This window comes from Bradyrhizobium sp. MV1.5 (assembly GCF_055807615.1).
Genome location: NZ_JBVVPL010000050.1, coordinates 16,502 through 40,746 on the forward strand (window position 1 = coordinate 16,502; position 24,245 = coordinate 40,746).

The following is a 24,245-nucleotide window of genomic DNA, read 5'->3' on the forward strand; positions in this document are numbered from 1 at the left end:
GTCCCTGTGCCGAGCTTATCACCTGAAGATAGGGAAACTGTCTGGGAGATTCGATCGGGCAACGGCAAGCGATAGGCGAAATGGCAGAGCTCAATCGCAATATCGGTGCGCAGCAGACCAATTTGAAACGGATGACGGATCAGATCGAGGCGCTGACCGCGAAGATTGTGTTTTGCAGAATTTACCCGTCGCCACGACTGTGCCCCCGACTCCTTCGCCAGCCCCATCCCGTTTTTTGAGGCCGGTAAAGAGAGTGATCCAGCCGCCCAAACCGGAAGGCCCTGTCCCGGGGGCGCACCGCTGCCCCCCGAGTGAAACTCCGACCAGCGTTGATGGAAGCGACGGCCTTGTCGTGGGCCCGTTTCAAGTTGCTGCGCTTCAGTGCTGCAGGCCTCGGCGCTCGCGAAGAAAGATAATCGTGGCGATCTGCGGTGAACCTGAACCCGTGGTCAATCTTCCGAGGGAATCTCGATCGGTACCGCAAAGCCCGCTTTTATGCGATCCAAGACGACCATCGTCTTGAAGCCTTTTATGTCAGGATTCACATAGAAAAACTTCCGGGTGAACTCCTCATAATCCTCCATGGTGCGGGCGGTAATGTATAGGACAAAGTCCGCATCACCTGTAACGTAGAAACCGTTGACGATTTCAACTGAAGATTTGACGGCCTTCTTGAATTTGTCGATTATATCAGCACGCTCGCGCTCCAGACTAACAAGCACAAGCATCTGAATTGATCTGCCTACCGCCTTCGGCGAAACAATCGAGATATCGGCCTCAATGATCCCTTCAGAACGGAGCCTCTTCAGTCGCCGCTGACACGCGGTGGCAGAAAGCCCGGCCAGGTCGCCGACTGCTTCGGAAGTGATGCGGTTGTTTTTTTGCACGATCTCGAGGATGCGGGCATCAATCCGATCGTACTGCATAATCGGGCCCAACTTTGAGTGAATTTCACCGCGAAAACGTTTCGCGGCGCAGTAAATCCTCCGAGGATACCACATCCAGGAATATTTTCAACAAATTACCGGGCAGGTAATCAGCGAGGAACGGCCGCCCTCGACGAACGCCACCGGAATATGTGAGTAAGGCCACTTAATCCTTGCGATTGCGTTCGCGCGACGTGGCCCCCATTCGGCTGCGCCGCCCGCAGCTCGATCATCTGGCTCTTGAGAGAATCGTACGCGCCTACGGGCAAGACCCCTTCACCATCTCCCCCGCGTCTTTGCCACACGCCTCGACGGCTTGACCCGCGGGAAGCTCAAGGTCACGCTCCGAGCGCGACACGATCTGGGATCGTTGGCATGCCTGCGTGAGGCGCCGTTTACTTCCAGGCGAAGACCGGTTGTTCCAACTCGCTGACGCGGGTCGTGCGCCCCGCGAGAAGCTCGCGGAACTGATAAATCAGGGCCGCTGTCGGCGCGCGGATCAGGCTTCCCTGATGATGAAAGCGGATCACGCGCCGCTCGCTTTCGGGGATGGCAACGAAGTCGAAGCGTCCTCGCGCTCGACCGTATGAAGTGCGATGTGGTGGACGGAGGCGACCTCCTGCGGGTTCGGCGCTAGAGCGGCGCGATCGGTCCATAGGACAACCGGGTGATCAGATAGCCGGAGCGTGTCGGATAATCGCCAAGCAGGCCGAGCACCGCATCACCGACTTGCTCGATACGGATCTTGACCGAGATATGGAATCAGGCGCCGCTCGCAGGTTCCGCGCTGGCCGCCTGCGTAACCATGCTGTTCGGCGGATCAGTCAGAGATTGCCGCCGATCATCGACTTGTCGTTTTCGACGCAAACAGCAGCACCAGCATCAACATCCCCGCGGTCGGCATGCCGATATCGATGTCGATGTCGACCACGGTCGGTCGCTTCTCGCGATCGGTGGCAGCCGCGTAGTCGCTGCTGCTGCCGGCATCACCTCACGTTAGAGGTGCTCTTTCGAGGCTCCAGCAAAAGATAATTTTTCCTCCGCGGCTTTTCCAATTCCGCGGGGCGCTTCTGAGTACTCTTGCCCACCCCATTCACCCGGCACTCCGGTGGACACGGCTGCGCAATCACGACGGTTAGGCGTTCGCCCTCGTAAGGCGCTGGATTAGCCAGGGCTGAAGATCAAGCAGAGCAGGATCGCCGCCACGACCAATGTCCAACCGATTGACGTGGCGAGAGCCCATACTTGGATTGGCATCGGACGAACTCTCCCGACGAGGCTAAGACACCGCTGGCGGGGGACAGCGGCCTCTTGAAGTTACCTCAAACCCTGTTCGAGATAAGAGCCCCTACTTGGGGACCGCCAGAATCAAAAGTCGGACTCGCCACTTGTGAAGTCAAAAACGATTTCAGACCTATGATCTTTCGCCCGTGCCTAGACTACTGTAGAGGCGTCCATTGCGCACAGACGGCGATCGAAAGTGAGTAGTAGCCATCGGCGCTCAAATTGGGCGGCATCAGCCTAGTTGTTTACGAAGCCAAATGGGCTTCGCGTCGCGATTGTGCCGCGCCCAAGACGTCTCCGAGTTCGACGGTCCTGCTCTGCATCTGAACGCAGGTGCTCTACTCTACTGCCGATTAGCGATCGCGTCCCCTTACACGCCACAGGGTTGAACGGTGCGGGAATGCGGCGCACTGCTCGCTGATCGTGCTGGAAACCAGCGGTCCATTGGGAGACCAGCAGGAATTATGCGCCGTATTTGAATAATCTTTCATGATAAGCCGGCGAACCGAGGATTACCTGATCTCTACTCCTCGCCAAAATTGAGTTCGTTCATGGGCATTGTTGATCTTGTCAGCAGCAGCTTCTGGTGCCGTCGGCAGCTTGAGTTGCGCAACTCTGCTTCCGCTCGTCTTCACGTAAAGTAAATTGGTCGGTCGTGTTGCCATCTTTGTAGACCTCAATCGCTGTTGTCTCGGAGCTTCTCCAACTACGTCGCTCAAGCCCGCACGAACCATCTTCGGAAAGTGGTGGCGAGAGCCGCGTCCGCTTTCAGTATCTTTGCCATCGTATCAAGCCGACAGATATTTTGCCTCTTGGTAGTTGTCATTTCATTTGATTGCAGATGCGAGGCCAGATGAGGAGCAATTTGACTCCGCTTCGCCTGGTCTGGACTGAAAGCCATTGGATGTGGGATAAGGGAAAATCAAAGCGCGTTCACTTCGAGCACGAGTACCGGGCAACCCTTTTAGGTCTAGACGGCACGTGGCGGCGCGATTGCATTCTCATCGACGTTTCCGACACCGGAGCACGCCTTCGAATTGATGGATCGACAGACGTGCTCAATGCTCGCCAGTTCTTCCTGCTGCTTTCAACGGTCGGATTAGCTTACCGGCGATGCAAGTTGATTCGACTGGACGGCTCGGAAATCGGAGTCCAATTTGTAACCAGCCGGAATATTTGCTCGGGCTAATTGCCAGAGAAACCAAATCCGGTTCGAATTGATTCAATGAGGAGGGTCGCCCCCAACTCACTCCTGAATCGACGCTACCTGGCAGCAGCGATGCCCCTCATCTGCGTTCTCATTGTAGGGGCGATCCATCCCGGGTATCGAACCCTTATGCGATTGCCTGAACGGCGCCCGAGAACATGCCGTGCGGCGATCTCAGGACGTAGTGCTCCCCGGAGCGCTGCAGCGGTATAGTCGTTCCGGAACACGCCATATCGCTGCAAGTGGGGACGACCTGCTTCGAACACTTGGGACTAATCAGCATTCGATGACCTTCAACTTTGTCATCGATCGCTGACATTCATAAATTGTCAACGAACGCCGACTTATGCTAAAGTAGGCGAACGTAGACATTTGGATATCCCATGCTCATACGCACACCGGCCGAACTCGGCGCCATCCTTCGCGACCGGCGCAAGAAGCTCAAACTCGATCAATCGACGTTTGCCAAGAGCATTGGCGTCAGCCGCCAATGGGTGATCGAGGTTGAGCACGGTCACCCGCGCGCGGAGCTCGGGCTGATCCTTCGCGCCCTCGACGCCCTGGACATCCGCCTGGATGCGGGCACCGAACAAACGCCAGCCCGCGGGACCACCAGGCCAGCCGTCGATATCAACGCCATCGTGGCCAAGGCCAGGAAGAAAAAGGCATGACGAGCGAACTTGTTGCTCTGCTCGATGGTCGGGAAATCGGCCGCGTGCGCAATGACGCCCGCGGCCGGCTCACCCTTGTCTATGACAAGGACTGGCGCCAGGCCGAGGGAGCCTATCCGCTATCGCTGTCCATGCCGCTCGCGGCCGAAGAGCACGGTCCTTCCGCCGTGCAGGCCTTCCTCTGGGGACTCCTGCCCGACAACGAGCGCGTGCTGGAACGGTGGGCCCGAAGATTTCAGGTGTCCGCGCGCAACGTGTTTGCCCTTATTTCCCATGTCGGCGAGGACTGCGCGGGTGCCGTTCAGTTCGTCACGCCCGATCGGCTGGGCGCCTTGCGAAGCGGGGCCGAAGACAAGGTCGAATGGCTTGATGAGACGGCGATCGCCAAACGCCTGCAAACCTTACGCGAGGATCACGCCGCCTGGCGATTGCCGCGCGATGCCGGACAATTCAGCCTTGCGGGTGCCCAACCGAAAACCGCCTTGCTTCGGCAAAAAGGCAAGTGGGGAATTCCCTCTGGGCGCATTCCGACGACGCATATCCTCAAACCGCCGACCGGCCATTTCGATGGACACGCGGAAAATGAACACATCTGCCTCATGCTTGCGCGCAGTCTCGGTCTGCCCGTCGCCGACACCCAGGTGATGCGTTTCGGAAAGGAAATCGCCATCGTCATCGAGCGCTACGACCGGCAGTTCAGTGGGAACGAGATCGTCCGTGTCCACCAGGAAGATATCTGCCAGGCCCTCGGTATCCTGCCGACCAGGAAGTATCAAAACGATGGCGGACCAAGCCCTGCCGATGTAATCGAGCTTTTGCGCACTTACTCCACGGATCGGGTCGCCGACGTTGACACGTTTGTCGACGCGCTAGGCTTCAATTGGCTGATCGCGGGTACGGATGCGCATGCCAAGAATTATTCGCTGCTGCTGGCCGGAGGCCCTCATGTACGGCTCGCCCCGCTCTACGACATCGCCAGCATTCTTCCCTACGATGACGTCGATCTTCAGAAGATCAAGCTCGCGATGAAAATCGGCGGTGACTACAAGCTCAGCCAGATTAGTTTGCGCGATTGGCAGAAGTTCGCGCGCGAAACGCGGCTCGATGCTGACAAGGTGATCACCGGACTGATTGCCATGGCCGAGCAGCTTCCCGATATTGTAGCCGCTGTACGGAAGCAAGCCCGGAAAGACGGATTGGACAATGTCATCATCGGGCGTCTCGCCGAGCACCTGATCGCAAGAGCCGGGCAATGCCGTCGACTGCTCGGTGAGGCATAGGTTCCGGCGACGGCCGCCAGCAGTATGATCGACATGTCGTCGTCGATGCCAATGATGATCATCATCGGCAGCATCAGCATCAGCATCAGCATCAGCACTAGCACCAGCATCAGCACCACCATGATCGGCATCCGGAATCGATATCGATGTCGACGAGTCAGGAAGTGCTCGAGAACCTTGGCAGCCGCGGAGTCGCTGCGGGTAGCATCACCTTACGGCATGTGGCCCCGGTTGACAGCGATTGCTCCCCCGTGGGCGTTTCCAATTCGGCGGGGCGTTTGAAGGCCCTTTTTTTGGACCGGGCCATATCCGCCCGGCAGTCCCATGGACACGGCTGCGCAATCACGACTAGGCGTCTCTTTAACGGCGGCCGGATTCGCCAAGCCTGAGATTCAAATAGAGCAGGATCACGGCCACAACGACTGTCCAGCGGATTGACGTGGCGAGAGCCCATACTTGAGCCGGCATCGGACGAACTCTCCCGATGAAGCTAAAGAAGAAACCGCTGGCGTAGGGTCCGCCGTAATCAAACAGCGAAGGCCGATGCAACGATGGCGAAATCCCGCAGCATCGCGCCTCCCATCAAGCCGATCCCAGCCAGCGCCGGCAGGTCGGCCGCGATCGGACCGGTCAACTACTGCTCTCACGTGTCGCACGCGTTTCGGTTCAGCCAGTTGGAGGTTACCCAACCTTACCCAACCGGTGTTTGAAAAGCCGCTTACGACCGTACAATGAGGGCTAGCCTTCCCGACACTGCGGCCTCTGGAAGGGGAGGGGGCGCGTGGTCTACGGGCCAAAGAGCCCATCGGAGGGAATCATGCCAAGGAAGCTCGCCGCTTGTCGCGGCCATTCGGCCAATTTTGCCAAAAAGGCTCTCATCGGCTCCACGCTTTTGGCCGGAATGGCCACGGCGTTTAGCCAAGCCAGGGCGGACGACATCAACTGGCGCCAGTTCGAAGGCGCGTCGATCGTCTGGGCCTACGACATTCATCCGTATGCCGACGCGGTCGCAGCCCAGTTGTCGGAATTCGAGAAGCTCACGGGCATCAAGGTGACGCCCGAGCTTTATCCTGATGATGCCTATTGGAACAAGTTGACAATCCAGCTCAGTACCAAGTCGCCGAGCTGGGACGTTGTGGGTACGGGCATTCAACCAGCTTGGGATCTTGCACCAGGTCAACTGCTTGAGCCGCTCGACCGCTATCTGAACGATCCGAAGCTCACGGCGGGGGGCTACGACTACAAGGATTTCTTCCCTGCACTACGGGATGCACTGACCTGGAAGGTCAAAGAAGGGCAGATTGAGCCGGGAAGCGGACAGGTGTGGGCCATTCCGCATGGCTTTGAGAACATCCAGTTGTTCTACCGCAAGGACATCCTCGACAAGTACAGCGTCAAGGTCCCAACGACTCCGCCGGAGATGTCAGCGGCCTGCGAAAAGCTGAAGGCTGCGGACCCCGCGATCACACCTTTGGGCGTGCGCGGCGTTCGATTCTGGAGCAGCATCCACACGGCTGCTATCTCGATTGCCAGGTCCTACGGGGTGCATGATTTCGTCGTCAAGGACGGTAAGCTGGACACCGACCTCGACTCGCCCGAGTCGATCGCGTTCCACAGGGACTATGTGGACATGATCAAGAAATGCGCGGCTCCGTCCTTTGCCAACGACAACTGGTACCAGGTGGTCGATGGCATCAGTTCGGGGCGAACGGCGATGGCGATCGATTCCAACATGTTCGGCTTTTGGAATGACGTGGCCGGCAAGCCTGCCTCGGGGAAGATCGCATTCGCGCCTCCCCTGCACGCTCCGAACAGCAAGAATTTCGAGTCCAACATCTGGATATGGTCTCTTGCTATGAATGCTGCGTCCCAGAAGAAGGGGGCAGCCTGGCTGTTCATTCAATGGGCAACGTCAAAGCAGGTCGAGCTGAATGGCGCGGTCGCCGGCAAGCTCGTCAATTCTCCGCGTGCATCAACCTGGAGCGATAAGGCTTGGCTCGAGTATGCGGCAAAGCCGGAGTTCAACAACTTCGTGGAAACGTTCAAGACCGTGCAGGACAGAGCACAACTCGCCTTTACAGCTCGCGTCGGCTTCGCCGAAGCAATGAATGGTTGGGCCGTGGCCATGCAAAAAATGGTCAATGGAGCTGATGTGAAGGCGACCTTGGCTGACCTCGCCTCCGAGATCCGTTCGTCCATGTGAAGCGAGCTGGGGGCGTCGAGCATCGTCGCCGCCCCCTTGCATTGTAGAGATATAGTGAGATGGACCTTCGAGGATCCGACGGAATCGTGACGCTGCAGCCTTCGGCCAGCCAACTTGCCCCGCCAAAACATGGGGCGGTCAGGATCGCCGAACAGCGGCGCCTTGATTGGTGGAGCATTAGCGCAATAGCGCCCACTATCATCATACTTCTTGGCTTTCTTTTCTTGTTTTTTTATGGCGTCTTTCAGTCGCTGACCGATCTCAAGTTCGGTCGGCCGCTGGTCCACTTCATCGGCCTCAATAATTACGCTGCACTGATCAAGACCAGCGACTATTGGAACAGCATTCGTGCCACTCTTGTCTACGCCGGGTCGGCGGTAGTTGCGGAGGCTGTACTCGGTCTCGCACTTGCCAAGCTGTTCGCAACCGAAGTCTTCCTTGCGCGTGTGATGCGGCCCGTCATTCTCTTGCCGCTCGTCCTGCCCCCGATGAGCGTTGCGCTCATGTGGACGACAATGATGGACCCGCAAAGCGGGATTCTGAATTACTTGCTGTCCCTCGCGGGGATAAGCCGGTTTGCGTGGATTTCACATCCGAACACCGCGATGTTTTCAGTGGTCTTCATTGACGTCTGGACCTACACGCCATTCTTCGCGCTAATCGTCTTCGCAGGCCTTCAGGGCATCAATGAAGAGGTGAGGGAGGCCGCGCGTGTCAATGGCGCGAAGGGGTGGGCAACCTTCCTGCACATCGAGTTGCCCCTGGTTGCCCCATACATTCTGATCGCCGCAGTGTTTCGGCTGATCGAATCCCTGAATCAGTTCGACATCATCTTCGGGACAACGCAAGGCGGGCCCGGAAATAGCACCTCCGTACTTTCGGTGCGAGCTTACGTCACCGCGTTCCAGAATCTCACCTTTGGGCGTGGTGCCGCACTTATGGTCGTCAATTGGATGATCGTGCTGATCGCAACGTTTGCCATGGTGAAGCTGTGGCGCTTCGTTCGGCAGCGCGTAAGCTGAGGAGGTAACCTATGCGACTGAAGCGCTCGACCTCCCTCAGTTTGGTGCTAAACCTGCTAGTTGGCATTTGCGCATTGATCCTGGCATTTCCACTCGTCTGGATCGTGATGATGTCGCTGAAGCAGCAGGCTGAGGTCATGACCTGGCCGCCAACCTTCCTGTTCGTGCCGACACTGGAGAATTTTCGCGTCTTGTTTGATGTCGCTCAGGCCGGAGCGAGCAGCTATGGCACCATCAAAGTCGACTTCTTGACGCCGATCACGAACAGCGTCGTCATTGCTCTCGGCTCCGTAATCATCTCTCTGCTCGTTGGGGTGCCCGCCGGCTACGTCCTGGCGAGGCGAGACATACCCCTCAAGGAAGACATTGCCTTTTTCATTTTGGGCTTCCGCTTTGCCCCGGTCCTCCTGGTCGTCATCCCGCTCTTCAGCCTGTTTCAGACGATTGGATTGTATGACACCTATATCGGGATGATCTGGGTCTACCAGGTCGTCACATTGCCCATGATTGTCTGGCTGAGCCGTTCGTATATCGAGGACATTCCGAAAGATATCGAGGAGGCGGCCGCCATGGATGGCGCCAAACCGGTCCGGATCGTGTTGCACATTGTGCTGCCACTTCTGGAGCCCGGCCTCATCGGAGCCTCGTTGCTCATCTTTCTGCTCGCCTGGCACAATTTCGCGCTCGGTCTGATCCTCAGTTCGACCAAGGCACCGGTGACCGTCGCTCTTCTCAAGCTGCTCAATCCCGGCGTGCAGTTCTATCCGGTCATGGCTGCAGGGCTGGTTGTGACGATGATCATTCCCGTCATTCTGATCGTGATCGGTCAGCGTCACCTTGAACGTGGTCTGACCTTCGGTGCCGTAAAATGACTGCCAGGCCATTGATGTTCTTCGGAACGACGAATCTCGATCTCTGCTTCAATGTCGAGCGGCTTCCAATGCCTGGTGAAAGCCTGATGGGTATTTTGAGCCGCCACCCAGGAGGAAAGGGCGCCAACCAGGCCGTTGCCGCCGCCCGGCTTGGACTGAAACCACACTTCTACACGCGTCTCGGCGATGATGATGCCGGTCAGTCGCTCCTAAAGTCGCTCACGGAAGCCGGCGTTTGCACTGATGCAATCGAGATCTGTGTAGGGGAAGTGTCGGGCTCGGCGTTGGTTCTGGTCGGCGACGACGGCTCCAACATGATCGTCATAGACCCGGGCGCCAATGCGAAGGTGGCGCAGGACATGATCGCAAGCGCAACCAAATTCATAGAGCACGACGCAATCGTCGTTGCCGAAATGGGCATGCCGAGCGTTGCGCTCAATCGACTGTTCGAGATGAAGCGCGACAAGGGCTTCGAGCTCATCTTCAACCCAGCACCGGTACGGCCCGGTCTTTCATCGGCGGCGTGGCGAAGCGTCGATTTCGTCACGCCGAACCAGAGGGAAGCTTTCGAGCTCACAGGAATCGAAGTCTGCGACTTCGACAGCGCCGCCGCGGCGGCGGTGAGGCTTCTTGATCTCGGGCCACGTGCCGCGCTGATCACCCTCGGGGCGCAAGGAGCTTATTACGCCGACGCAACACACTCCTTTGCTCTACATGCCTTTCCCGTCAAGGCCGTTGATACCACAGCCGCAGGAGATGCCTTTAATGGCGCTTTCGCCGCGTCACTGGCCCAGCGCTTGCCATTGAGGGAAGCCGTGAGAAAGGCGCTGGCGGTAGCCGCCCTGTGTGTAACACGCCGCGGGGCTCAAAGCTCCATGCCGAGTGCAGACGCCGTTGACGAATTTCTGAAGTCCCAAACGATCTTGGAGTTGGAATGACCGAACAGTTCTCCGTTTCAGACAGAACGGTGCTCGTGACCGGAGCCGGTGGCGGCATCGGGTCTGCCATCGTGAATGCGTTTCGGGCGGGAGGGGCGAACGTCTTCGCCACCGACGCCAACCTGGAAAATCTCAGGGGCACCTTGGCAAGCTTGCCATATGGGAATGGCGTATTGCCGATGGCGATGGATGTCGGGCGCGAGGAAGATGTCGCCAGGGTTCTCGATGAGGTCGCCAAGCGGTTTGGCCGGCTCGACGTGCTGGTCAATAACGCCGGCATCAAATCTGCCCAGCCGCTCTTGAATGGCAATGCGGATAAAATCGAGCGTACCATCCAGATCAACTCGGTCGCTGTCTTGCGCTGCTCAAAACTGGCTATCGAACGCTTCATGAAAGCCAAGGGCGGGCGCATCGTCAACGTCGGCTCTTCACTGTCCTCGCAGGGTGCAGTGTTCAACTACCAGGCCGGCGGGGCTGATTATTGCCTGTCGAAGGCGATCGTTCACGACATAACCAAGCTTCTTGCCTATGAATGCGCGCCCCTCAACATCAATGTGAACGCAATTGCGCCCGGGATCATCGATACACCGATGCATAGCCGTCCGCGTGAGGAGACCGAAGCCCGGCACAGTGGCCGCATTCCGCTGGGGCGCCTGGGAGTGCCGGAGGATATCGCAGGGCTTGCCGTTTTCCTTGCAAGTCCCGCAGCGTCCTACATGACTGGCCAGATCGTGCACGTGAACGGCGGGATGCTGATGAATGGCTAATACCGCTTCCCAACTCGATTGGCCGCCGGTCGAAGGAATCATTTCGGATCTGGATGGCGTGGTCTATCGCGGCGATGCTGCGATCGCCGATGCCGTCCGGGCATTTGGACGCTGGCAGGCGGCCGGATTGCCGTTCTGCTTCGTAACAAACAACTCGACCCACACGCCGGACGATGTCGTTGGCAAACTGGAGGGTTTTGGACTGGTGGTCGCGCCGAAAGACGTTGTCACGAGCGCCGTCACCGCCGCCGAACTCTTACGGTTGAAATTCCCGGACCTTAAGCGTGTATTTGTCATCGGCGCGCCATCGCTGGTGCAGGCTGTTGCCGATAAGGGGCTGGAGGTAACCGATCAAAAGCCGCAAGCCGTCGTGATGGGGCTCGACCGGCAGATCACGCATGAGAAGATGCGGATTGCGGTTGAGGCGATCTTGAACGGGGCGGTATTCATCGGAACAAACCCCGATCTCCTCTTGCCGACTTCAGGCGGCTTCGAACCAGGGGCAGGAGCAACGATTACCGCTGTGGCTGCGGCCACCCAAGTCAAACCCCTGATCGTCGGTAAGCCCGAGCCGCACATGATCGAAAACGCACTTTCCCGCCTAGGAACGGTGCGCAGCGCTACACTGATGATCGGTGACCAGATTTCGACGGATATACAGGCCGGTAAGCGAGCTGGTCTGTCGACCGTGCTTGTCACGACCGGCGTGCCGCCCCGAGACGATCCAGCACTGACGCCGCCTGATTTCATCGTGTCCAGCCTGACAGAGATTTCGGTGTCCCGGCCGCTGGTTGGAAGCCGGAACCAGAGGAGAGCGTGATGGCCGATGTTCGTTTGGAAGGCATCAATAAGGCCTATGGGACGATCCAGATCCTGCGGAATGTCGACCTGACCATCGATCATGGCGAATTCGTCGTCTTCGTCGGACCGTCCGGGTCTGGCAAGTCGACGCTGCTGCGCATGATCGGAGGGCTGGAGCGCATCAGCGGCGGCCGGCTCTTGATCGACAATGAAGTCGTCAATGATGTTGATGCCGCTGACCGCAATCTCGGGATGGTATTTCAGAGCTACGCACTCTATCCGCACATGACGGTGCGCGAGAACCTGGCCTTTCCTTTGCGTATGGCCAAGACGAGGAGGGCCGACATTGATACCAGGGTCGCGGAGACTGCATAGCTGTTACAGATCAATCACCTCTTGGATCGTAAGCCTCGGCAGCTCTCAGGGGGACAGCGGCAGCGTGTGGCGATTGGACGTGCCATTGTGCGCGAACCCAAGGTATTCCTGTTCGACGAGCCGCTGTCGAACCTGGATACTGATTTGCGGGTGCAAATGCGGGTTCAGATTGCCAAACTGCACAAGCAGCTGGGAAACACCATGATCTATGTGACGCACGACCAGGTCGAGGCCATGACGATGGCCGACAAAATCGTTGTGCTTAAGGACGGCAATATCGAGCAGGTTGGGAGTCCCCATGATCTCTATCACAATCCAACGTCCCGGTTTGTGGCGGGATTCATTGGCTCGCCCAAGATGAATTTCCTCAACGGCCACATCGAGGCAGCGCACGAGACCGGCATGGACGTCAAGCTCGATGCGGGGGCGACGGTCTCCGTCCCTGTCCAGCCTGATGCATTGCTCATTGGCAAGCCGATTACCCTTGGAATTCGTCCTGATGATTTCTCTCTGTCCCCGGACGAGAAGAAGGGGGTCGCGATCGAGCTTGACGTCGATTTTGTTGAGCATCTTGGCAGCGTCACCTACATCTACGGCAACGCTGGGCTCGAAGCAGTGGTTGCAAAGGCACCGAAATCGGAGCTGGCCAACAGGTCCGGCAAGGTCCGTCTCGCGGCTTCCACGGTGGACTGCCACCTCTTCATGACGAACGGAAAAGCGCTCCGACGGTTGCACGCGCCCGCAAATTGGAGCTAGTTTTCGGACCTGCCGTGTGGGAGGCGGGCCGGTATGCATACGCGAGCGGACCAGGTAAAGGGCGGCGAGATCAGGCAATTCTTCCGGAACTCGCGCTCGTTTGTGCTTGGCGCGGGAATTGGATCGGGCATGACCGCGCGAGCCGCCGAACGCGCTGGGGCAGATTTCGTGCTTGCGCTTAATGCCGGCCGTTTTCGCGCGATGGGAGGCTCTTCGCCAGCCTCCATTCTTCCAATCCGCAACAGCAACGAATTCGTGGCCAGTTTCGGCCGGACCGAGATACTGCCCAGCACGAAATTGCCGGTTTTTTTCGGAGCCTGTACCTTCGAACCGCAGCTCGATATCGACCGCTTTCTCGACCGAATCATCAGGTGGGGCTTTTCAGGTGTGACAAATTTCCCTTCGGTCATCCACATCGATGGCAACAGGAGGTCGCTCCTTGAAAAGTGCGGGCTCGGCTACGAGCGGGAAATCAAACTCCTGGTGAAGGCGGCAAGACGCGGCCTGATGACGATCGGCTATACCCGCACCCAGTCCGAAGCAAGACGCATGGTTGAAGCGGGAGTTGAGGCCATCTGCATCAACTTCAATCTCAATCGGGAGGTCGAAAGCGGGACCGACCCATCGATCAGCCTATCGGAGCTGGCTGCTCGCACCAGCGCAGTTGCACGCGCGGCTCAATCCATCGACAAGAGCATGATCTGCCTGCTTGGCGGCGGACCTATGACGAAGCCGGACGAATTGCTGGATATCTGCCGCGAAACCGGTATCCAGGGATTCATCGGCGGCTCTTCGCTCGACCGCGTCCCACTGGAAATGTCGGTCCTTGAAGTCACCTCGGGCTTCAAGGCCATTCACTTGCTACGAGAGAAGGTCGATCTCCTCGAGCGCCAGCTCCAGTTGAGCGGGTTCAGGCACGGCATCATTGCGCAGTCCTCCATCATGCAACGCGTGCTCGAGACCGCAAGGCGCTTGGCTAGCAACCCCAATCCGGTGCTGGTGTGGGGCGAGCCGGGATCAGGGAAGCGACGAATAGCAAGTCTCATTCATGCCTTCAGCGACCGGAAAAACACGAAGGCGGCGCTGTTTCTTTGCCGGACGGGTCAGCTAATCGATACGATCGGTGCGCTGTTCGGCATGGAGGGAGGTGAGGACAGGAGACGCCAACTGTCGCTCCTGGAAGCCGCGAACAATTCTGCCCTCTTGCTGATGCATGTCGATCAGCTGTCGCGGGATGGGCAAGAGCGTCTTGCCGACTATCTTGAGACGGGTAGCTTCACGCCGCTGAACGGCGTGTCCGTTGTAAGCTCGAACGCCCGCATCGTCGCAACTGCAACAGTAGCTCGCGGGGCAGGCTTGGAGAGTGTTCTATGTCCTCGCCTTCTTGCCTTCTTTGTTGGGCTCAACATAGAAGTACCCGCTTTGCCAAACCGGCTAGAGGACCTTCCGCAGCTCATTCAGCATTTTACAGTTGAGGCCAAGGGGGATTCGAACGCGCAAACGCTCGCGATAGAAAAGTCTGCTTTCTTGGCGCTAGCGGGCCATCATTGGCCCGCAAACTTGAGGGAGTTGCGCCAGATCGTCAATCAACTTGTGGCGCTGAAGGATACCCATATAGTCGCCGAGGTCCTCAAGCCGTTGTTGAATGCGGCGTTACCCGCCAAGCCCACATCGGCATTCTCCGAGCGCGAATGGATCATCGAAGGGTTGAAACGAAACAGGCTCCACCGCGGGAGGACTGCTCGTTCTCTGGGGCTTTCAAGAAAAACGCTCTACAACAAGATCAAGAAGCTGAGGATCTTGGAGTAGCAGTTGCCGTCAATTTTTGGGTACCGGCCGCTTTGAGGCCGTCCCCTCCAAGAGCGCGAACTTCGGCATCGACGACCCCTGCTGGCCAAGGCTGACGAGCTCCATCTCGACGCAAATCCTCAGCTCAAGAGCCTTTTCCGGCAAATAGACAATGCCGTGGAGATCCGAACCAAGTCGTCTCTCTGCCGATATGATTGCAGAATCCTCGGCAGCGGCGAACAACGTCTTGAATCCCCGACTCGTAAACCATTCCATACGCCGAAGTTCTAGCTCCTGGCCGGTATCGACCGGCTCGCCGGCCATCGACCGCTCAATCATGGAGGCAGGTGGGAAGTTTATTACTCCGAGGATTCCAGCATTCTTCAATGCCTCGGCGAAGTCCTCCCAGCACGCGAACGGATCGATCATCATGATCGCCGCGTAAATATCGGTACGCCTTCCCTTGGGAACGGTTTGCAAGTCTCGCAGGAGACAGTCGTTCCAGTCGATAATAGGCAAGGTGGTCATGACAAGCATGGAGCCTTTCGGAAGGCTGCGCAAAGATGGTGCGTAGATTTCCAAGGACGCGCCTTCACGGGCGACCGGCAGAAGAGTGGCAAGTTTGCCGACAGCTGCCACGTTCACGGCATTCTACCCGATTTTGCTCATCTGTATCCTTTATCGATCTTATACGTGTTTTCAGCTCGGTCTAGATGTGAGCGCACGCTGAACTTTACTGGCTGGGGCATATTCCCACGAGAACTGCGCCGCGAGAAGTCAATCGGCCCACAGTCCATTGCCGATTTTCCCTGGATCGGGTCGGCTCCGCTGGCAGACCGGCCTCGTCTGCTTCCTCCCTCGACTCAAGCCGCTGTTGGAGAAGTCCAGCAGCGGCCTCTTTTTTTAGCTTCCGGTCCATGTCATGGCGTGCGACGCAACCCATGCCGTCAGAGTGTAAACCGGCTTGCAAATTTCGCCCCTTCTCGCGGCGCCGTTTGACGCTAGCGCTCGCTCGGCGGAGCTGGCCGGGATTGCGGAGACGAGACGACCGCGGGTTGCGCATCGTCGTCGCAACTTTTGAATCGCCAGCTATCATTTTCGGTCTCGACGATGTCGCAGTGATGGTCAACCGATCGAGCAGCCACACCGGGCCATTCGCCGAAGGCGAGGTCACCGCTGACATCTGCACCTTCCTCACAACGGAGCCCCAATGCTGCGGTAGGTCGCGTTCACCCGAAGGCCATGCCTGCGATCCTCGCGACGACAGAGGAGTACGACGTCTGGATGCGCCCCCCTCGGACGCGGCGAAGGGCCTGCAGTGCAACCGTCCGGATGGTGGCCAGGATAGTAGCAAGCGGCGAGAAAGTAGATCCGGCTCTGCCGGCCCAGGTTCTAAAAGGGGCCGCGGATCACATGGAGAAGGGGCGGACGTGTCGGTTCGAAACCCCTGCTGCGTGCTAATCGGCAGCAACGCTCGCGCGGCCGGAAGAATTCGTCAGCTCGATGCTGATGACTAAGAAACCGCGGGCTCCGCAGGATGGGCCTTGAACTATGTCCGTCCTATAAATGAAGCGGTTGATGCCCAAACGGCTGTCATGGAGGTGCTTGAGGGCATGGCAACGCCGGTACGGGGATGACCACCGCAGCCGAGTCTTCAACGGCCTAGACGGCTCTCGACCTTGCGCCGCCACCCAGTGGCGCAGCCAATTTGAGTCTTTTTGGGTCTAAGTCGCCTGATAGGCTATCTCAAGTTCCAATTGAACTATCTCAAAATCCGTGCCAGCTTAGGATTGCCATGCGCCGCTCCAGTGGGAACAGCGCCAATGCAATCTATGAGGACGAGAAATGCTTAGAAGCTGGGATGAGGCGATCGACCTCATCAGCGAGCGCATCCATGGGACGGCCCGACAGGTAGGCGAGGGATTTCCTCATTGGGCCGATCCGAATACCGGCATATGGCGGACGACCGAAAATGGGGATTGGACGGGTGGTTACTGGCTCGGAATGCTGTGGCTGGTTTCCCGCGATGCGGGTGGTGAGCGATATCGTCGCCTCGCCGAGGCCGTTTGTGCGCGCCTCGCGCCGCGGGTGACCGCCGACACGGCCTTCAAAGCCGCGACCTTCTACTATGGCGCCGGACTGGGTTCGCTGCTTGCGGGGAGCGAGTCCGCTCGCGCGATGGGTCTCGCTGCGGCGAACGACCTTAAGCGACGTTTCGATCCTTTGCTCGGTCTGGTTCCGCTGGGAGCCAAGGCAGAAGAGGGCGCGCACGTTGGCGCGACCGCCAGCAGCATCGACAGCCTGGTGGTTTCCCTGTTGCTGTTCTGGGCGGCGCGGGAATCCGGTGATGAGGAGATGAAGGGCATCGCTACGCGTCACACAGCCAGGGTGCTCGCGCTTCATCAACGCGAGGATGGCGCCTTCATCCAATCCTCGAAACTCGACCCGAAGACGGGAGAGCTTCTGCAGCGCTACACCCACAAGGGTTACAGTGCAAACAGCGTTTGGGCGAGGGCACAGGCATGGGGCGTGTTGGGCGCGACGATCAGTTGCCTTTCGGGCGGCATTGACGAGCGCTTGCTTGCCGCCGCAACGAAGGGGGCGGATTGGTGGATAGACCACGTGCCCGCCGACGGCGTTTCGTACTGGGATTTCGATGACCCGGCGGCTCCGAACACCGAACGGGACACCGCTGCTACCGCGTTCATGGCGTCGACCTTATTGAAGTTGGGCTCGATCGCGCCGTCCGAGAGCTTGCGTCGGAAATATCGCGACGCCGCGGAGAAGGCCGCGGCTGCGCTAGTGGGGGGCTATCTCACCCCGATACGGTGCGACGACCGAAGGCACGTCGGCATGTTGGTCGAGGGGTGCTTCAACAAGAGAGAAGATTCCCGACCCGAGGATTTCATCAATAACGCCGAACTGATCTTCGGTAGCTACTACCTTTTTGAAGCGCTGCACATCCTTAGCGGTCGCCTACAACCGTCCGACGTTTAGGGAGCCCGGTCATGCGATTGATTCAATTCAATACTGCGGAGGGACGTCGGCAGGTGGGCGCCATCCTAACGAATGGTGCCGAGCCGGTCGTGGTCAGGAATGCGGCGAGCGTCCGCGACCTCGCACTCGAAGCCGCGCGTAGGGGCGCGTCTCTGGAACAATTTGTTTCGGAACGCGGGTTTGACGGAGAAGTCGACTACGATACACTCATCGCCGAGAAGAAACTGCTCCCGCCCCTTGATCATGTGGAGCCTTCCCACTGCATCATTTCGGTGACGGGTCTGACCCATCTCGGAAGCGCCGAGTCGCGCGACGCCATGCATGCGAAGTTGGCCGCTGCCGATCTCTCCGACACGATGCGGATGTTCAAACTCGGCCTCGACGGCGGCAAGCCGAGCCCTGGCACCATCGGGGTGCAGCCCGAGTGGGCGTACAAGGGAGACGGTTCATGGGCAGTGCCTCCTGAACATGCGTTGGGGCTGCCGTCATGGGCTGAAGATGGCGGAGACGAAGCGGAGGTCGTGGGCCTCTACGTCATCGGCGATCGGGGAGAAGTGCTGCGCGTGGGCTTCAGTCTTGGCAACGAATATTCCGATCACGTGATGGAGCAGCGCAACTATCTTTATCTCGCCCATTCGAAGTTGCGGCAGTGCTCCTACGGCCCAGAGGTCCTTCTCGGTCCACTGCCGAATGACGTTAACGGCAGCGTCCGCGTGACGCGGTCGGGCTCGACGGTCTGGTCCGGCAAGTTCATCTCAGGCGAGGACAACATGTCCCATTCGATAGGCAACCTCGAGCACCATCATTTCAAGTATCGTCATTTCCGTCGGCCCGGCGATGTGCACGTGCACTTCTTCGGTGCGAGCGTCTTGAGCTTCGCTTCAGGAGTGATGCCGCAGAGCGGCGACATCTTCGAGGTGGAAGCCGAGGCCTTCGGTCGGCCGCTGCGTAATCCGATGATGGCCGACGATAAGACGGAGCTCATTTCTGTTAAGGTCTTGTAATGGTGTACGTGGGGCGTTCGCGACGCCGGCTGGCCACTTCACTTCGGGAATGGCCCGGCCGGGTTCCTCAAATCTGTTGAAAATCAGCAACTTCTCGCCCAAATTCGCGATCGCGAGCTGGGCTTCGGAAGTCGAGGTCCTGTAAGATAAGCGACTACAATGCAAAAATGGTACCCCGAAATACAACCCGGCAACGCCCCCGCCTTTCTCCGTTTGCTTGAGGCGATCGAGAAGGACATTTCGTCAGGGACGCTTGCTAGCGGGACGAAGCTTCCGACGCAACGCCACTTGGCCGAGCGTGTTGGTCTCAGTGTGGGTACCGTGATCAAGGCCTACGCGGAGGGGCAGCGCAGGAGCTTGCTCGTCGGCCACGTGGGCCGAGGGACTTTCGTCGCAGAACAACGACAGAACTCTCAGGCGCGCGGGCGGGTCGTCGACCTCAGCCTGAACATACCGGGTCCTTCCATCTTGCCGAAGGTCCTTGCCGAGAGCACCTGGACCTTTCCCAGCGACATCTCAAATTACGTCGGCTACCTTTCGCAATCGGGCGTACTCGAGCACCGCAATCAGTTTGCCAGGTTGTTGCGCGAGACCGGCTTCGACACATCACCCGACAATCTTGTCATCACCAATGGCGCGCTGCACGGTATCTCTCAGACTCTGAGCGCGATTTGCCAGCCCGGAGACAAGGTATTCGTCGAGGCGACCACCTATCACGGCATGAAATCCTACGCTCATTTCGCCAGGCTCGATTTGGTCGGGCTTGCTATGGACGAGGAAGGCCTCGTTCCGGACGCGTTCGAGAAGGCGGCGGCGTCCGGCGTCGCGCGCGTGCTGTTCACGATGCCGACCGTGCAGAGTTCGACCGCCGCGATCATGGGTGCGGCGCGTCGGCAGGAAATCGTTCGGATCGCGCGCAAGCACGATATCCTGATCATCGAAGATGATGCCTATGGCTTCCTTGACGAGGCCAGCGTTCCGTTGGCTTCCCTGGCGCCGGAGCGGACGTTCTACGTCAATACGCTTTCGAAATGCCTGGCGCCCGGCCTCAGGCTGGGCATGCTGGTGGTGCCGGAGCAATACATTCCCCGCATTCATCAGGCCATGCGGGCAACTTGTTGGATGGCTTCCCCGATCTCATCCATGATCGCTTCTGAGTGGATCGAAAACGGCACGGCTGCGAGAGTTCGCCAGTCTCTGATCCAAGAAGCGAAAAATCGGGTTAAGCTCGCTTCGCAGATTCTGCGCCCGTACGTCCGGGCAGGTCATCCGACAAGCTTTCATGTCTGGCTCGATCTTCCGAGCGAATCCGTCGAACAAGTTGCCGCACGGGCGCTGCAGCGTGGCGTGATCACCACGCCCACGTCCGCTCTCCTTGTTGATCCGACGCTGATCTCCGGCTTGCGGATCTCGATCGGCGTTCCCGAGCGGCTCGAAGACCTCGAATGGGCCCTGCGGCAGTTGGCCGGTGCGCTTGAGATCGGCCACGCAGCGGACATGTCCATCATCTGAGAGCGGAATGCGGCGGGCGCATTTCGGTCCGATTGCCGATGTCGAGCTATGCTTCAGACGGTCCCGTCGAAGGAATAGGACGTCTTCACCGTCGTGTAGAACTCGGCGGCGTAGCGGCCCTGCTCGCGCGGTCCATAGGACGAGCCCTTTCTACCGCCGAACGGTACGTGATAGTCAACGCCCGCCGTCGGCAGGTTCACCATGATCATCCCGGCCTGAGCGTTGCGCTTGAAGTGGCTCGCGCATTTCAAGCTCGTCGTACAGATGCCGGAAGACAGCCCGAACGGTGTATCGTTTGCAATTTCGAGAGCTTCTTCGTAGCTTCTGGCGCGGATCACCGTGGCCACCGGCCCAAAGATCTCCTCGCGCGCGACGCGCATTCCGTTGTCAACGTCCGTGAAGAGCGCGGGAGACAAGTAGAAGCCGGGCGTATCTCGTTTCAACAGCTCGCCTCCGGTGACGAGCCTGGCGCCTTCATCCTGGCCGAGGCGGATGTAGCGTAGATCTTGGTCGAGCTGGCGTTGATCGACGACAGGACCGATATGAGTCCCGATCTTACATGCATCGTCCACGACGAGGGATATCATGCGTTTCGTCATCGCAGCAACAAAAGCGTCGTGGATGCCATCCGTTACGATCAGGCGAGACGACGCGGTGCAACGCTGACCGGTCGAGAAAAAGGAGCTGTTCACCGCGCATTCAACGGCAACGTCGATATCAGCGTCGTTCAGTACGATCATGGGATTCTTACCGCCCATCTCGAGTTGAACTTTCTTCATTGGGTCGGAGGCCATGCAGGCTCGGGCGACGTGTTTTCCCGTCGAGACCGAACCCGTAAACGAGATGGCCGCGATCTTGGGACTCTTCAGCATGGCTTCGCCTATGACCGAGCCGCGCCCCATCACGAGATTGAACACTCCCGACGGGATCCCCGAGCGGGCGATGATCTCGGCTAATTTGTGCGCCGATCCCGGCACCAATTCCGCCGGCTTGAATACGATCGTGTTTCCATATGCCAGTGCTGGAGCGATTTTCCAGGCGGGGATTGCGATCGGGAAATTCCAGGGCGTGATAAGCCCGATGACGCCCAACGGCTCTCGCGTGATTTCGACGTCCACGCCCGCACGAACCGACGGCACTTTCTCACCCGTGAGGCGCAGACATTCGCCGGCGAAGAACTGAAATATCTGTCCGGCGCGCGTGACCTCGCCTATCCCTTCCGGGAGTGTCTTGCCTTCCTCACGGGAGAGCAGACGCCCGAGTTCCTCCTTGCGAGAGAGGAGCTCGGTCGCGATCGCATTCAGGCAGTCGTGCCTGGTCTGGATGGTCGCACGTGACCAACTCCGGAACGCATCGGATGCTGCGTCGATGGCTCGCTCGACGTCGATGGACGACGCAAGCGCATAGTCCCCGAGAATGTCGTTCGTGTTCGAAGGGTTCACGTTCGGAGCAGCATCTGCTGCGGTGGTCCATTCTCCGGCGATGTAATTCAACGTCATCTCGTGTCGATCCATGTGGGAGGGGCGCCCTGCGGGGACGAGCAACGGGCAAAGACCAATCCCGCAGCAATTCTGTTTTCACAGGAATTGAGATATATCAATTAATAATTGGGCTGTAGTATTAATTGACCGCCCGGGAGATGTGCAGTAGCGTCCGGATGTCGGCTCGGTCGGCCAAGAACCCGTTCTAGGAGAGGATGCCCAGTGAACGCTCAACCCAACGGCAAATCGCTCACCGCTAAGGCTGGTGCCCTGAATGGCATCGTCGTGCTGGAAGTGGGGATGGTGATGCAGGTTCCGCTGGCCTGCCAAGTTCTGGGCGACCTCGGGGCGGACGTCATCAAGGTGGAGCGGCCGCAAGGCGACATCACCCGCGGTCTCGACTTCGAAGCCACGCGCCTGGGCGGTATGAGTTCTTACTACGCGGCAATGGGGCGCAATAAGCGGTTGCTGTCGCTGGATCTCAAAAACCCGGTGGCGAAGGAGATTCTGCTTCAGTTGGTCGACAAGGCCGATGTCCTCATGCACAACTTCCGGCCGGGCGTCATGGAACGACTAGGCCTCGGTTACGCCGAACTGAGCGCCCGCAATCCGCGACTGGTCTACGCCGCGGGCTTCGGCTTCGGCGAGAGCGGGCCTCTGGCTGATAGACCAGGCCAGGATATGTTGGCTCAGGCGTTCAGCGGAATGGCCCGCGGTGGGCTGGAAGGCAACGAGCCGCCTCACCTGACCAATTCGCCCATCGTCGATTACGGCGCGGCGATGTCTCTTGTACAAGGGGTTCTCGCCGCTCTCATCGAGCGGCAGACTTCGGGCCGCGGCCAGATCGTCTCTACGTGCCTGTACGACGTAGCGCTCGCGATGCAGCTTTGCGAGGTCGCGAGTGAGAGCATCTACGGCACGAAGACCAATTGGATCAAGCAATCGATCTTCTTCAAGACGTCGGACGGTTGGGTGTCCGTGGTCATGTTGTTTCGGGACAACCCGCTGGGCCTCATGTGCAAGGCGCTAGAACTGCCGGACATCAGCACGCGACCGGAGCTTTCGTCTCTGAGCGGGCAGGTTGAGCACCTTTCTGTCGTCAAGGCATACTGTGAAACGACGATTGCGGCACTCACGACGGAAGAAGCGGTGCGAAAGCTGTCCGAAGTCGATCTGCTCTGTATGCCGGTCAATGAAATTGCCGATGCCGTCGCTCAGGAGCAGACTGCACACAACGGCATTATGTGGGACGTGGAAGTGCCGGGCCGCGGGACCGTGCCTCTCGTCGGCCTTCCAGTGCGTCTGTCGCGAACTCCGCCCGGGGTGCGCATTCATCCGGCGGCAATCGGCGCCGCCACCGACGAAGTTCTGTCCTCGTTCGGATTCAGTGTCGAGGCCATCGCCGAGGCGCGCGGCAAGAAAGCTTTCGGTTGATCTGCGCGGTCCTTTCACAGGATCCGACTGAATGAAAATCAAATTCGAACCCGAGTACGCCAAATGACTACGTCGGACCTCGTCATCGCGACAACGCCGTCTCCGCATGTTCGACTGTTGAATATGAACCGACACGCGAAGCGCAACGCACTGAGCAATGAGCTCATCGCGGCGATCGCTGGCGCTTGCAGAGCTGCCGTTGCCGACAGGGATATCCGTTGCATCGTACTTACGGGCGGTGACGCATTCTTCTGCGCGGGCGCAGACATCAAGGAGATGCAGCAGCGTGGATTCGAAGCCATCAACAATCCGGACAGGCGGAACGATTGGCGGGACATCACCAACTGCGTGAAGCCGATCGTCGCGGCAGTCGAAGGCATCTGTTTCGGAGGTGGGAACGAACTCGCCATGCTCGCTGACGTCGTCGTGGCGGGCGAGAGCGCTCAGTTCGGCCAACCGGAGATCAACATCGGCGTCATACCCGGCGATGGGGGTACGCAGCGCCTGACGCGGGTGGCGGGAAAATCTTTGGCGATGTTGATGGTCCTGACCGGCCAGCCTATCTCCGCGCGGACCGCGCTGCAGGCTGGACTCGTTGCGGACATTGTCCCGACCGGGACGGCGACGGCGAGGGCCCTCGAGATCGCCAGCATCATCGCGCAGAAGCCGCCACGTTCGGTCGAGCTCGCGAAATCGGCGGTGCTCGCTGCCTACCAGACGCCTCTTGATGCCGGCGTGGAGTTCGAGCGTCAAGCGATCCGGGTCGCCTTCACGACCGCCGACCAGCAGGAAGGGATGGATGCGTTCTTCGAGAAGCGGTCCCCGGACTATCGGGGACGCTAAGCGCTCCAAACCGAACGCTTCCGAGACGCAGGGCGCCCGCTCTATCCCGTGAAACCAGCGACCATTGTCATTCGGCCACTAGAT

At 58.9% G+C, this 24,245-nt stretch carries 18 protein-coding genes and 4 pseudogenes; 16 read left to right on the plus strand and 6 right to left on the minus strand.

The features are described from left to right. Positions 1-449: 449 nt before the first annotated feature. Entirely contained in the window at positions 450-926 is a 477-nt protein-coding gene (locus AC0L2J_RS30370; protein ID WP_473395456.1) for an Lrp/AsnC family transcriptional regulator, read from the minus strand. Between the two features lie 395 nt (positions 927-1,321). Continuing rightward, a pseudogene (locus tag AC0L2J_RS30375) lies at positions 1,322-1,652 on the minus strand (NUDIX hydrolase); the annotation flags it as partial. 1,462 nt (positions 1,653-3,114) lie between these two features. On the opposite strand from AC0L2J_RS30375, the gene AC0L2J_RS30380 reads away from it, so the two are divergent. From AC0L2J_RS30380 to AC0L2J_RS30390, 3 genes are all read left to right on the plus strand, one after another. Further along, positions 3,115-3,399 carry a PilZ domain-containing protein gene (locus AC0L2J_RS30380; protein WP_473395474.1) on the plus strand — a complete coding sequence of 95 codons (285 nt, stop codon included), beginning with the start codon at positions 3,115-3,117 and terminating at the stop codon, positions 3,397-3,399. Between the two features lie 401 nt (positions 3,400-3,800). Further along, a complete protein-coding gene (locus AC0L2J_RS30385) occupies positions 3,801-4,088 on the plus strand; it encodes a helix-turn-helix domain-containing protein (RefSeq protein WP_473395457.1) in 288 nt (95 codons plus the stop codon). Next, positions 4,085-5,368: a type II toxin-antitoxin system HipA family toxin gene (locus AC0L2J_RS30390; protein ID WP_473395458.1), complete on the plus strand. Its 1,284-nt coding sequence runs from the start codon at positions 4,085-4,087 to the stop codon at positions 5,366-5,368. Before AC0L2J_RS30385 ends, AC0L2J_RS30390 begins: the two co-directional genes overlap by 4 nt. 529 nt (positions 5,369-5,897) lie before the next feature. Here the strand turns inward: AC0L2J_RS30390 and AC0L2J_RS30395 are convergent. Next, positions 5,898-5,984: pseudogene (locus tag AC0L2J_RS30395) on the minus strand (malonate transporter subunit MadM); the annotation flags it as partial. A 201-nt stretch (positions 5,985-6,185) separates the two neighbouring features. On the opposite strand from AC0L2J_RS30395, the gene AC0L2J_RS30400 reads away from it, so the two are divergent. The 8 genes and pseudogenes from AC0L2J_RS30400 (at position 6,186) to AC0L2J_RS30435 (ending at position 14,911) form a co-directional block, all read left to right on the plus strand. Next, positions 6,186-7,571, plus strand: a complete 1,386-nt coding sequence (locus AC0L2J_RS30400) for an ABC transporter substrate-binding protein (RefSeq protein WP_473395459.1) — start codon at positions 6,186-6,188, stop codon at positions 7,569-7,571. Between the two features lie 59 nt (positions 7,572-7,630). Beyond that, on the plus strand, positions 7,631-8,593 hold the full coding sequence (locus AC0L2J_RS30405; protein ID WP_473395461.1) for a carbohydrate ABC transporter permease: 963 nt from the start codon (positions 7,631-7,633) through the stop codon (positions 8,591-8,593). Between the two features lie 11 nt (positions 8,594-8,604). Continuing rightward, positions 8,605-9,465 carry a carbohydrate ABC transporter permease gene (locus tag AC0L2J_RS30410; protein WP_473395462.1) on the plus strand — a complete coding sequence of 287 codons (861 nt, stop codon included), beginning with the start codon at positions 8,605-8,607 and terminating at the stop codon, positions 9,463-9,465. Further along, positions 9,462-10,403: a ribokinase gene (locus AC0L2J_RS30415; protein WP_473395463.1), complete on the plus strand. Its 942-nt coding sequence runs from the start codon at positions 9,462-9,464 to the stop codon at positions 10,401-10,403. The genes AC0L2J_RS30410 and AC0L2J_RS30415 overlap by 4 nt, the downstream gene beginning before the upstream one ends. Next, positions 10,400-11,170: an SDR family NAD(P)-dependent oxidoreductase gene (locus AC0L2J_RS30420; protein WP_473395464.1), complete on the plus strand. Its 771-nt coding sequence runs from the start codon at positions 10,400-10,402 to the stop codon at positions 11,168-11,170. Before AC0L2J_RS30415 ends, AC0L2J_RS30420 begins: the two co-directional genes overlap by 4 nt. Beyond that, a complete protein-coding gene (locus tag AC0L2J_RS30425) occupies positions 11,163-11,990 on the plus strand; it encodes an HAD-IIA family hydrolase (protein ID WP_473395465.1) in 828 nt (275 codons plus the stop codon). Before AC0L2J_RS30420 ends, AC0L2J_RS30425 begins: the two co-directional genes overlap by 8 nt. Continuing rightward, positions 11,990-13,102: pseudogene (locus AC0L2J_RS30430) on the plus strand (ABC transporter ATP-binding protein). The gene AC0L2J_RS30425 and the pseudogene AC0L2J_RS30430 overlap by 1 nt, the downstream one beginning before the upstream one ends. Before the next feature lie 129 nt (positions 13,103-13,231). Further along, positions 13,232-14,911, plus strand: a complete 1,680-nt coding sequence (locus AC0L2J_RS30435; RefSeq protein ID WP_473395466.1) for a phosphoenolpyruvate hydrolase family protein — start codon at positions 13,232-13,234, stop codon at positions 14,909-14,911. A gap of 9 nt (positions 14,912-14,920) precedes the next feature. Here the strand turns inward: AC0L2J_RS30435 and AC0L2J_RS30440 are convergent, their stop codons facing one another. Both AC0L2J_RS30440 and AC0L2J_RS30445 read right to left on the minus strand, forming a co-directional pair. Beyond that, positions 14,921-15,535: a hypothetical protein gene (locus AC0L2J_RS30440; RefSeq protein WP_473395467.1), complete on the minus strand. Its 615-nt coding sequence runs from the start codon at positions 15,533-15,535 to the stop codon at positions 14,921-14,923. Positions 15,536-15,851: 316 nt separating this feature from the next. Further along, a pseudogene (locus AC0L2J_RS30445) lies at positions 15,852-16,071 on the minus strand (IS21-like element helper ATPase IstB); the annotation flags it as partial. A 664-nt stretch (positions 16,072-16,735) separates the two neighbouring features. On the opposite strand from AC0L2J_RS30445, the gene AC0L2J_RS30450 reads away from it, so the two are divergent. The 3 genes from AC0L2J_RS30450 (at position 16,736) to AC0L2J_RS30460 (ending at position 20,403) form a co-directional block, all read left to right on the plus strand. Beyond that, entirely contained in the window at positions 16,736-17,887 is a 1,152-nt protein-coding gene (locus tag AC0L2J_RS30450) for a hypothetical protein (RefSeq protein ID WP_473395468.1), read from the plus strand. Between the two features lie 11 nt (positions 17,888-17,898). Beyond that, positions 17,899-18,891 (plus strand): AraD1 family protein, encoded by a 993-nt coding sequence (gene araD1, locus AC0L2J_RS30455; RefSeq protein WP_473395469.1) that lies wholly within the window; start codon positions 17,899-17,901, stop codon positions 18,889-18,891. 159 nt (positions 18,892-19,050) lie between these two features. Next, entirely contained in the window at positions 19,051-20,403 is a 1,353-nt protein-coding gene (locus AC0L2J_RS30460) for an aminotransferase-like domain-containing protein (protein ID WP_473395470.1), read from the plus strand. 53 nt (positions 20,404-20,456) lie between these two features. Here AC0L2J_RS30460 and AC0L2J_RS30465 read toward each other — a convergent pair whose 3' ends face one another. Continuing rightward, positions 20,457-21,902, minus strand: a complete 1,446-nt coding sequence (locus AC0L2J_RS30465; protein WP_473395471.1) for an aldehyde dehydrogenase family protein — start codon at positions 21,900-21,902, stop codon at positions 20,457-20,459. A gap of 204 nt (positions 21,903-22,106) precedes the next feature. On the opposite strand from AC0L2J_RS30465, the gene AC0L2J_RS30470 reads away from it, so the two are divergent. Both AC0L2J_RS30470 and AC0L2J_RS30475 read left to right on the plus strand, forming a co-directional pair. Next, complete coding sequence (locus AC0L2J_RS30470) at positions 22,107-23,318, plus strand: CaiB/BaiF CoA transferase family protein (RefSeq protein ID WP_473395472.1); 1,212 nt, start codon at positions 22,107-22,109, stop codon at positions 23,316-23,318. A gap of 63 nt (positions 23,319-23,381) precedes the next feature. Beyond that, a complete protein-coding gene (locus AC0L2J_RS30475) occupies positions 23,382-24,161 on the plus strand; it encodes an enoyl-CoA hydratase-related protein (protein ID WP_354111723.1) in 780 nt (259 codons plus the stop codon). Positions 24,162-24,245 lie beyond the last annotated feature (84 nt).

Excerpts from the sequence above, each read along its gene's own strand:
- AC0L2J_RS30370 (WP_473395456.1), bottom strand. The coding sequence starts at position 926 with ATGCAGTACGATCGGATTGATGCCCGCATCCTCGAGATCGTGCAAAAA.
- AC0L2J_RS30380 (WP_473395474.1), top strand. The coding sequence starts at position 3,115 with ATGTGGGATAAGGGAAAATCAAAGCGCGTTCACTTCGAGCACGAGTAC.
- AC0L2J_RS30385 (WP_473395457.1), top strand. The coding sequence starts at position 3,801 with ATGCTCATACGCACACCGGCCGAACTCGGCGCCATCCTTCGCGACCGG.
- AC0L2J_RS30390 (WP_473395458.1), top strand. The coding sequence starts at position 4,085 with ATGACGAGCGAACTTGTTGCTCTGCTCGATGGTCGGGAAATCGGCCGC.
- AC0L2J_RS30400 (WP_473395459.1), top strand. The coding sequence starts at position 6,186 with ATGCCAAGGAAGCTCGCCGCTTGTCGCGGCCATTCGGCCAATTTTGCC.
- AC0L2J_RS30405 (WP_473395461.1), top strand. The coding sequence starts at position 7,631 with ATGGACCTTCGAGGATCCGACGGAATCGTGACGCTGCAGCCTTCGGCC.
- AC0L2J_RS30410 (WP_473395462.1), top strand. The coding sequence starts at position 8,605 with ATGCGACTGAAGCGCTCGACCTCCCTCAGTTTGGTGCTAAACCTGCTA.
- AC0L2J_RS30415 (WP_473395463.1), top strand. The coding sequence starts at position 9,462 with ATGACTGCCAGGCCATTGATGTTCTTCGGAACGACGAATCTCGATCTC.
- AC0L2J_RS30420 (WP_473395464.1), top strand. The coding sequence starts at position 10,400 with ATGACCGAACAGTTCTCCGTTTCAGACAGAACGGTGCTCGTGACCGGA.
- AC0L2J_RS30425 (WP_473395465.1), top strand. The coding sequence starts at position 11,163 with ATGGCTAATACCGCTTCCCAACTCGATTGGCCGCCGGTCGAAGGAATC.
- AC0L2J_RS30435 (WP_473395466.1), top strand. The coding sequence starts at position 13,232 with ATGACCGCGCGAGCCGCCGAACGCGCTGGGGCAGATTTCGTGCTTGCG.
- AC0L2J_RS30450 (WP_473395468.1), top strand. The coding sequence starts at position 16,736 with ATGCTTAGAAGCTGGGATGAGGCGATCGACCTCATCAGCGAGCGCATC.
- araD1 (WP_473395469.1), top strand. The coding sequence starts at position 17,899 with ATGCGATTGATTCAATTCAATACTGCGGAGGGACGTCGGCAGGTGGGC.
- AC0L2J_RS30460 (WP_473395470.1), top strand. The coding sequence starts at position 19,051 with ATGCAAAAATGGTACCCCGAAATACAACCCGGCAACGCCCCCGCCTTT.
- AC0L2J_RS30465 (WP_473395471.1), bottom strand. The coding sequence starts at position 21,902 with ATGACGTTGAATTACATCGCCGGAGAATGGACCACCGCAGCAGATGCT.
- AC0L2J_RS30475 (WP_354111723.1), top strand. The coding sequence starts at position 23,382 with ATGACTACGTCGGACCTCGTCATCGCGACAACGCCGTCTCCGCATGTT.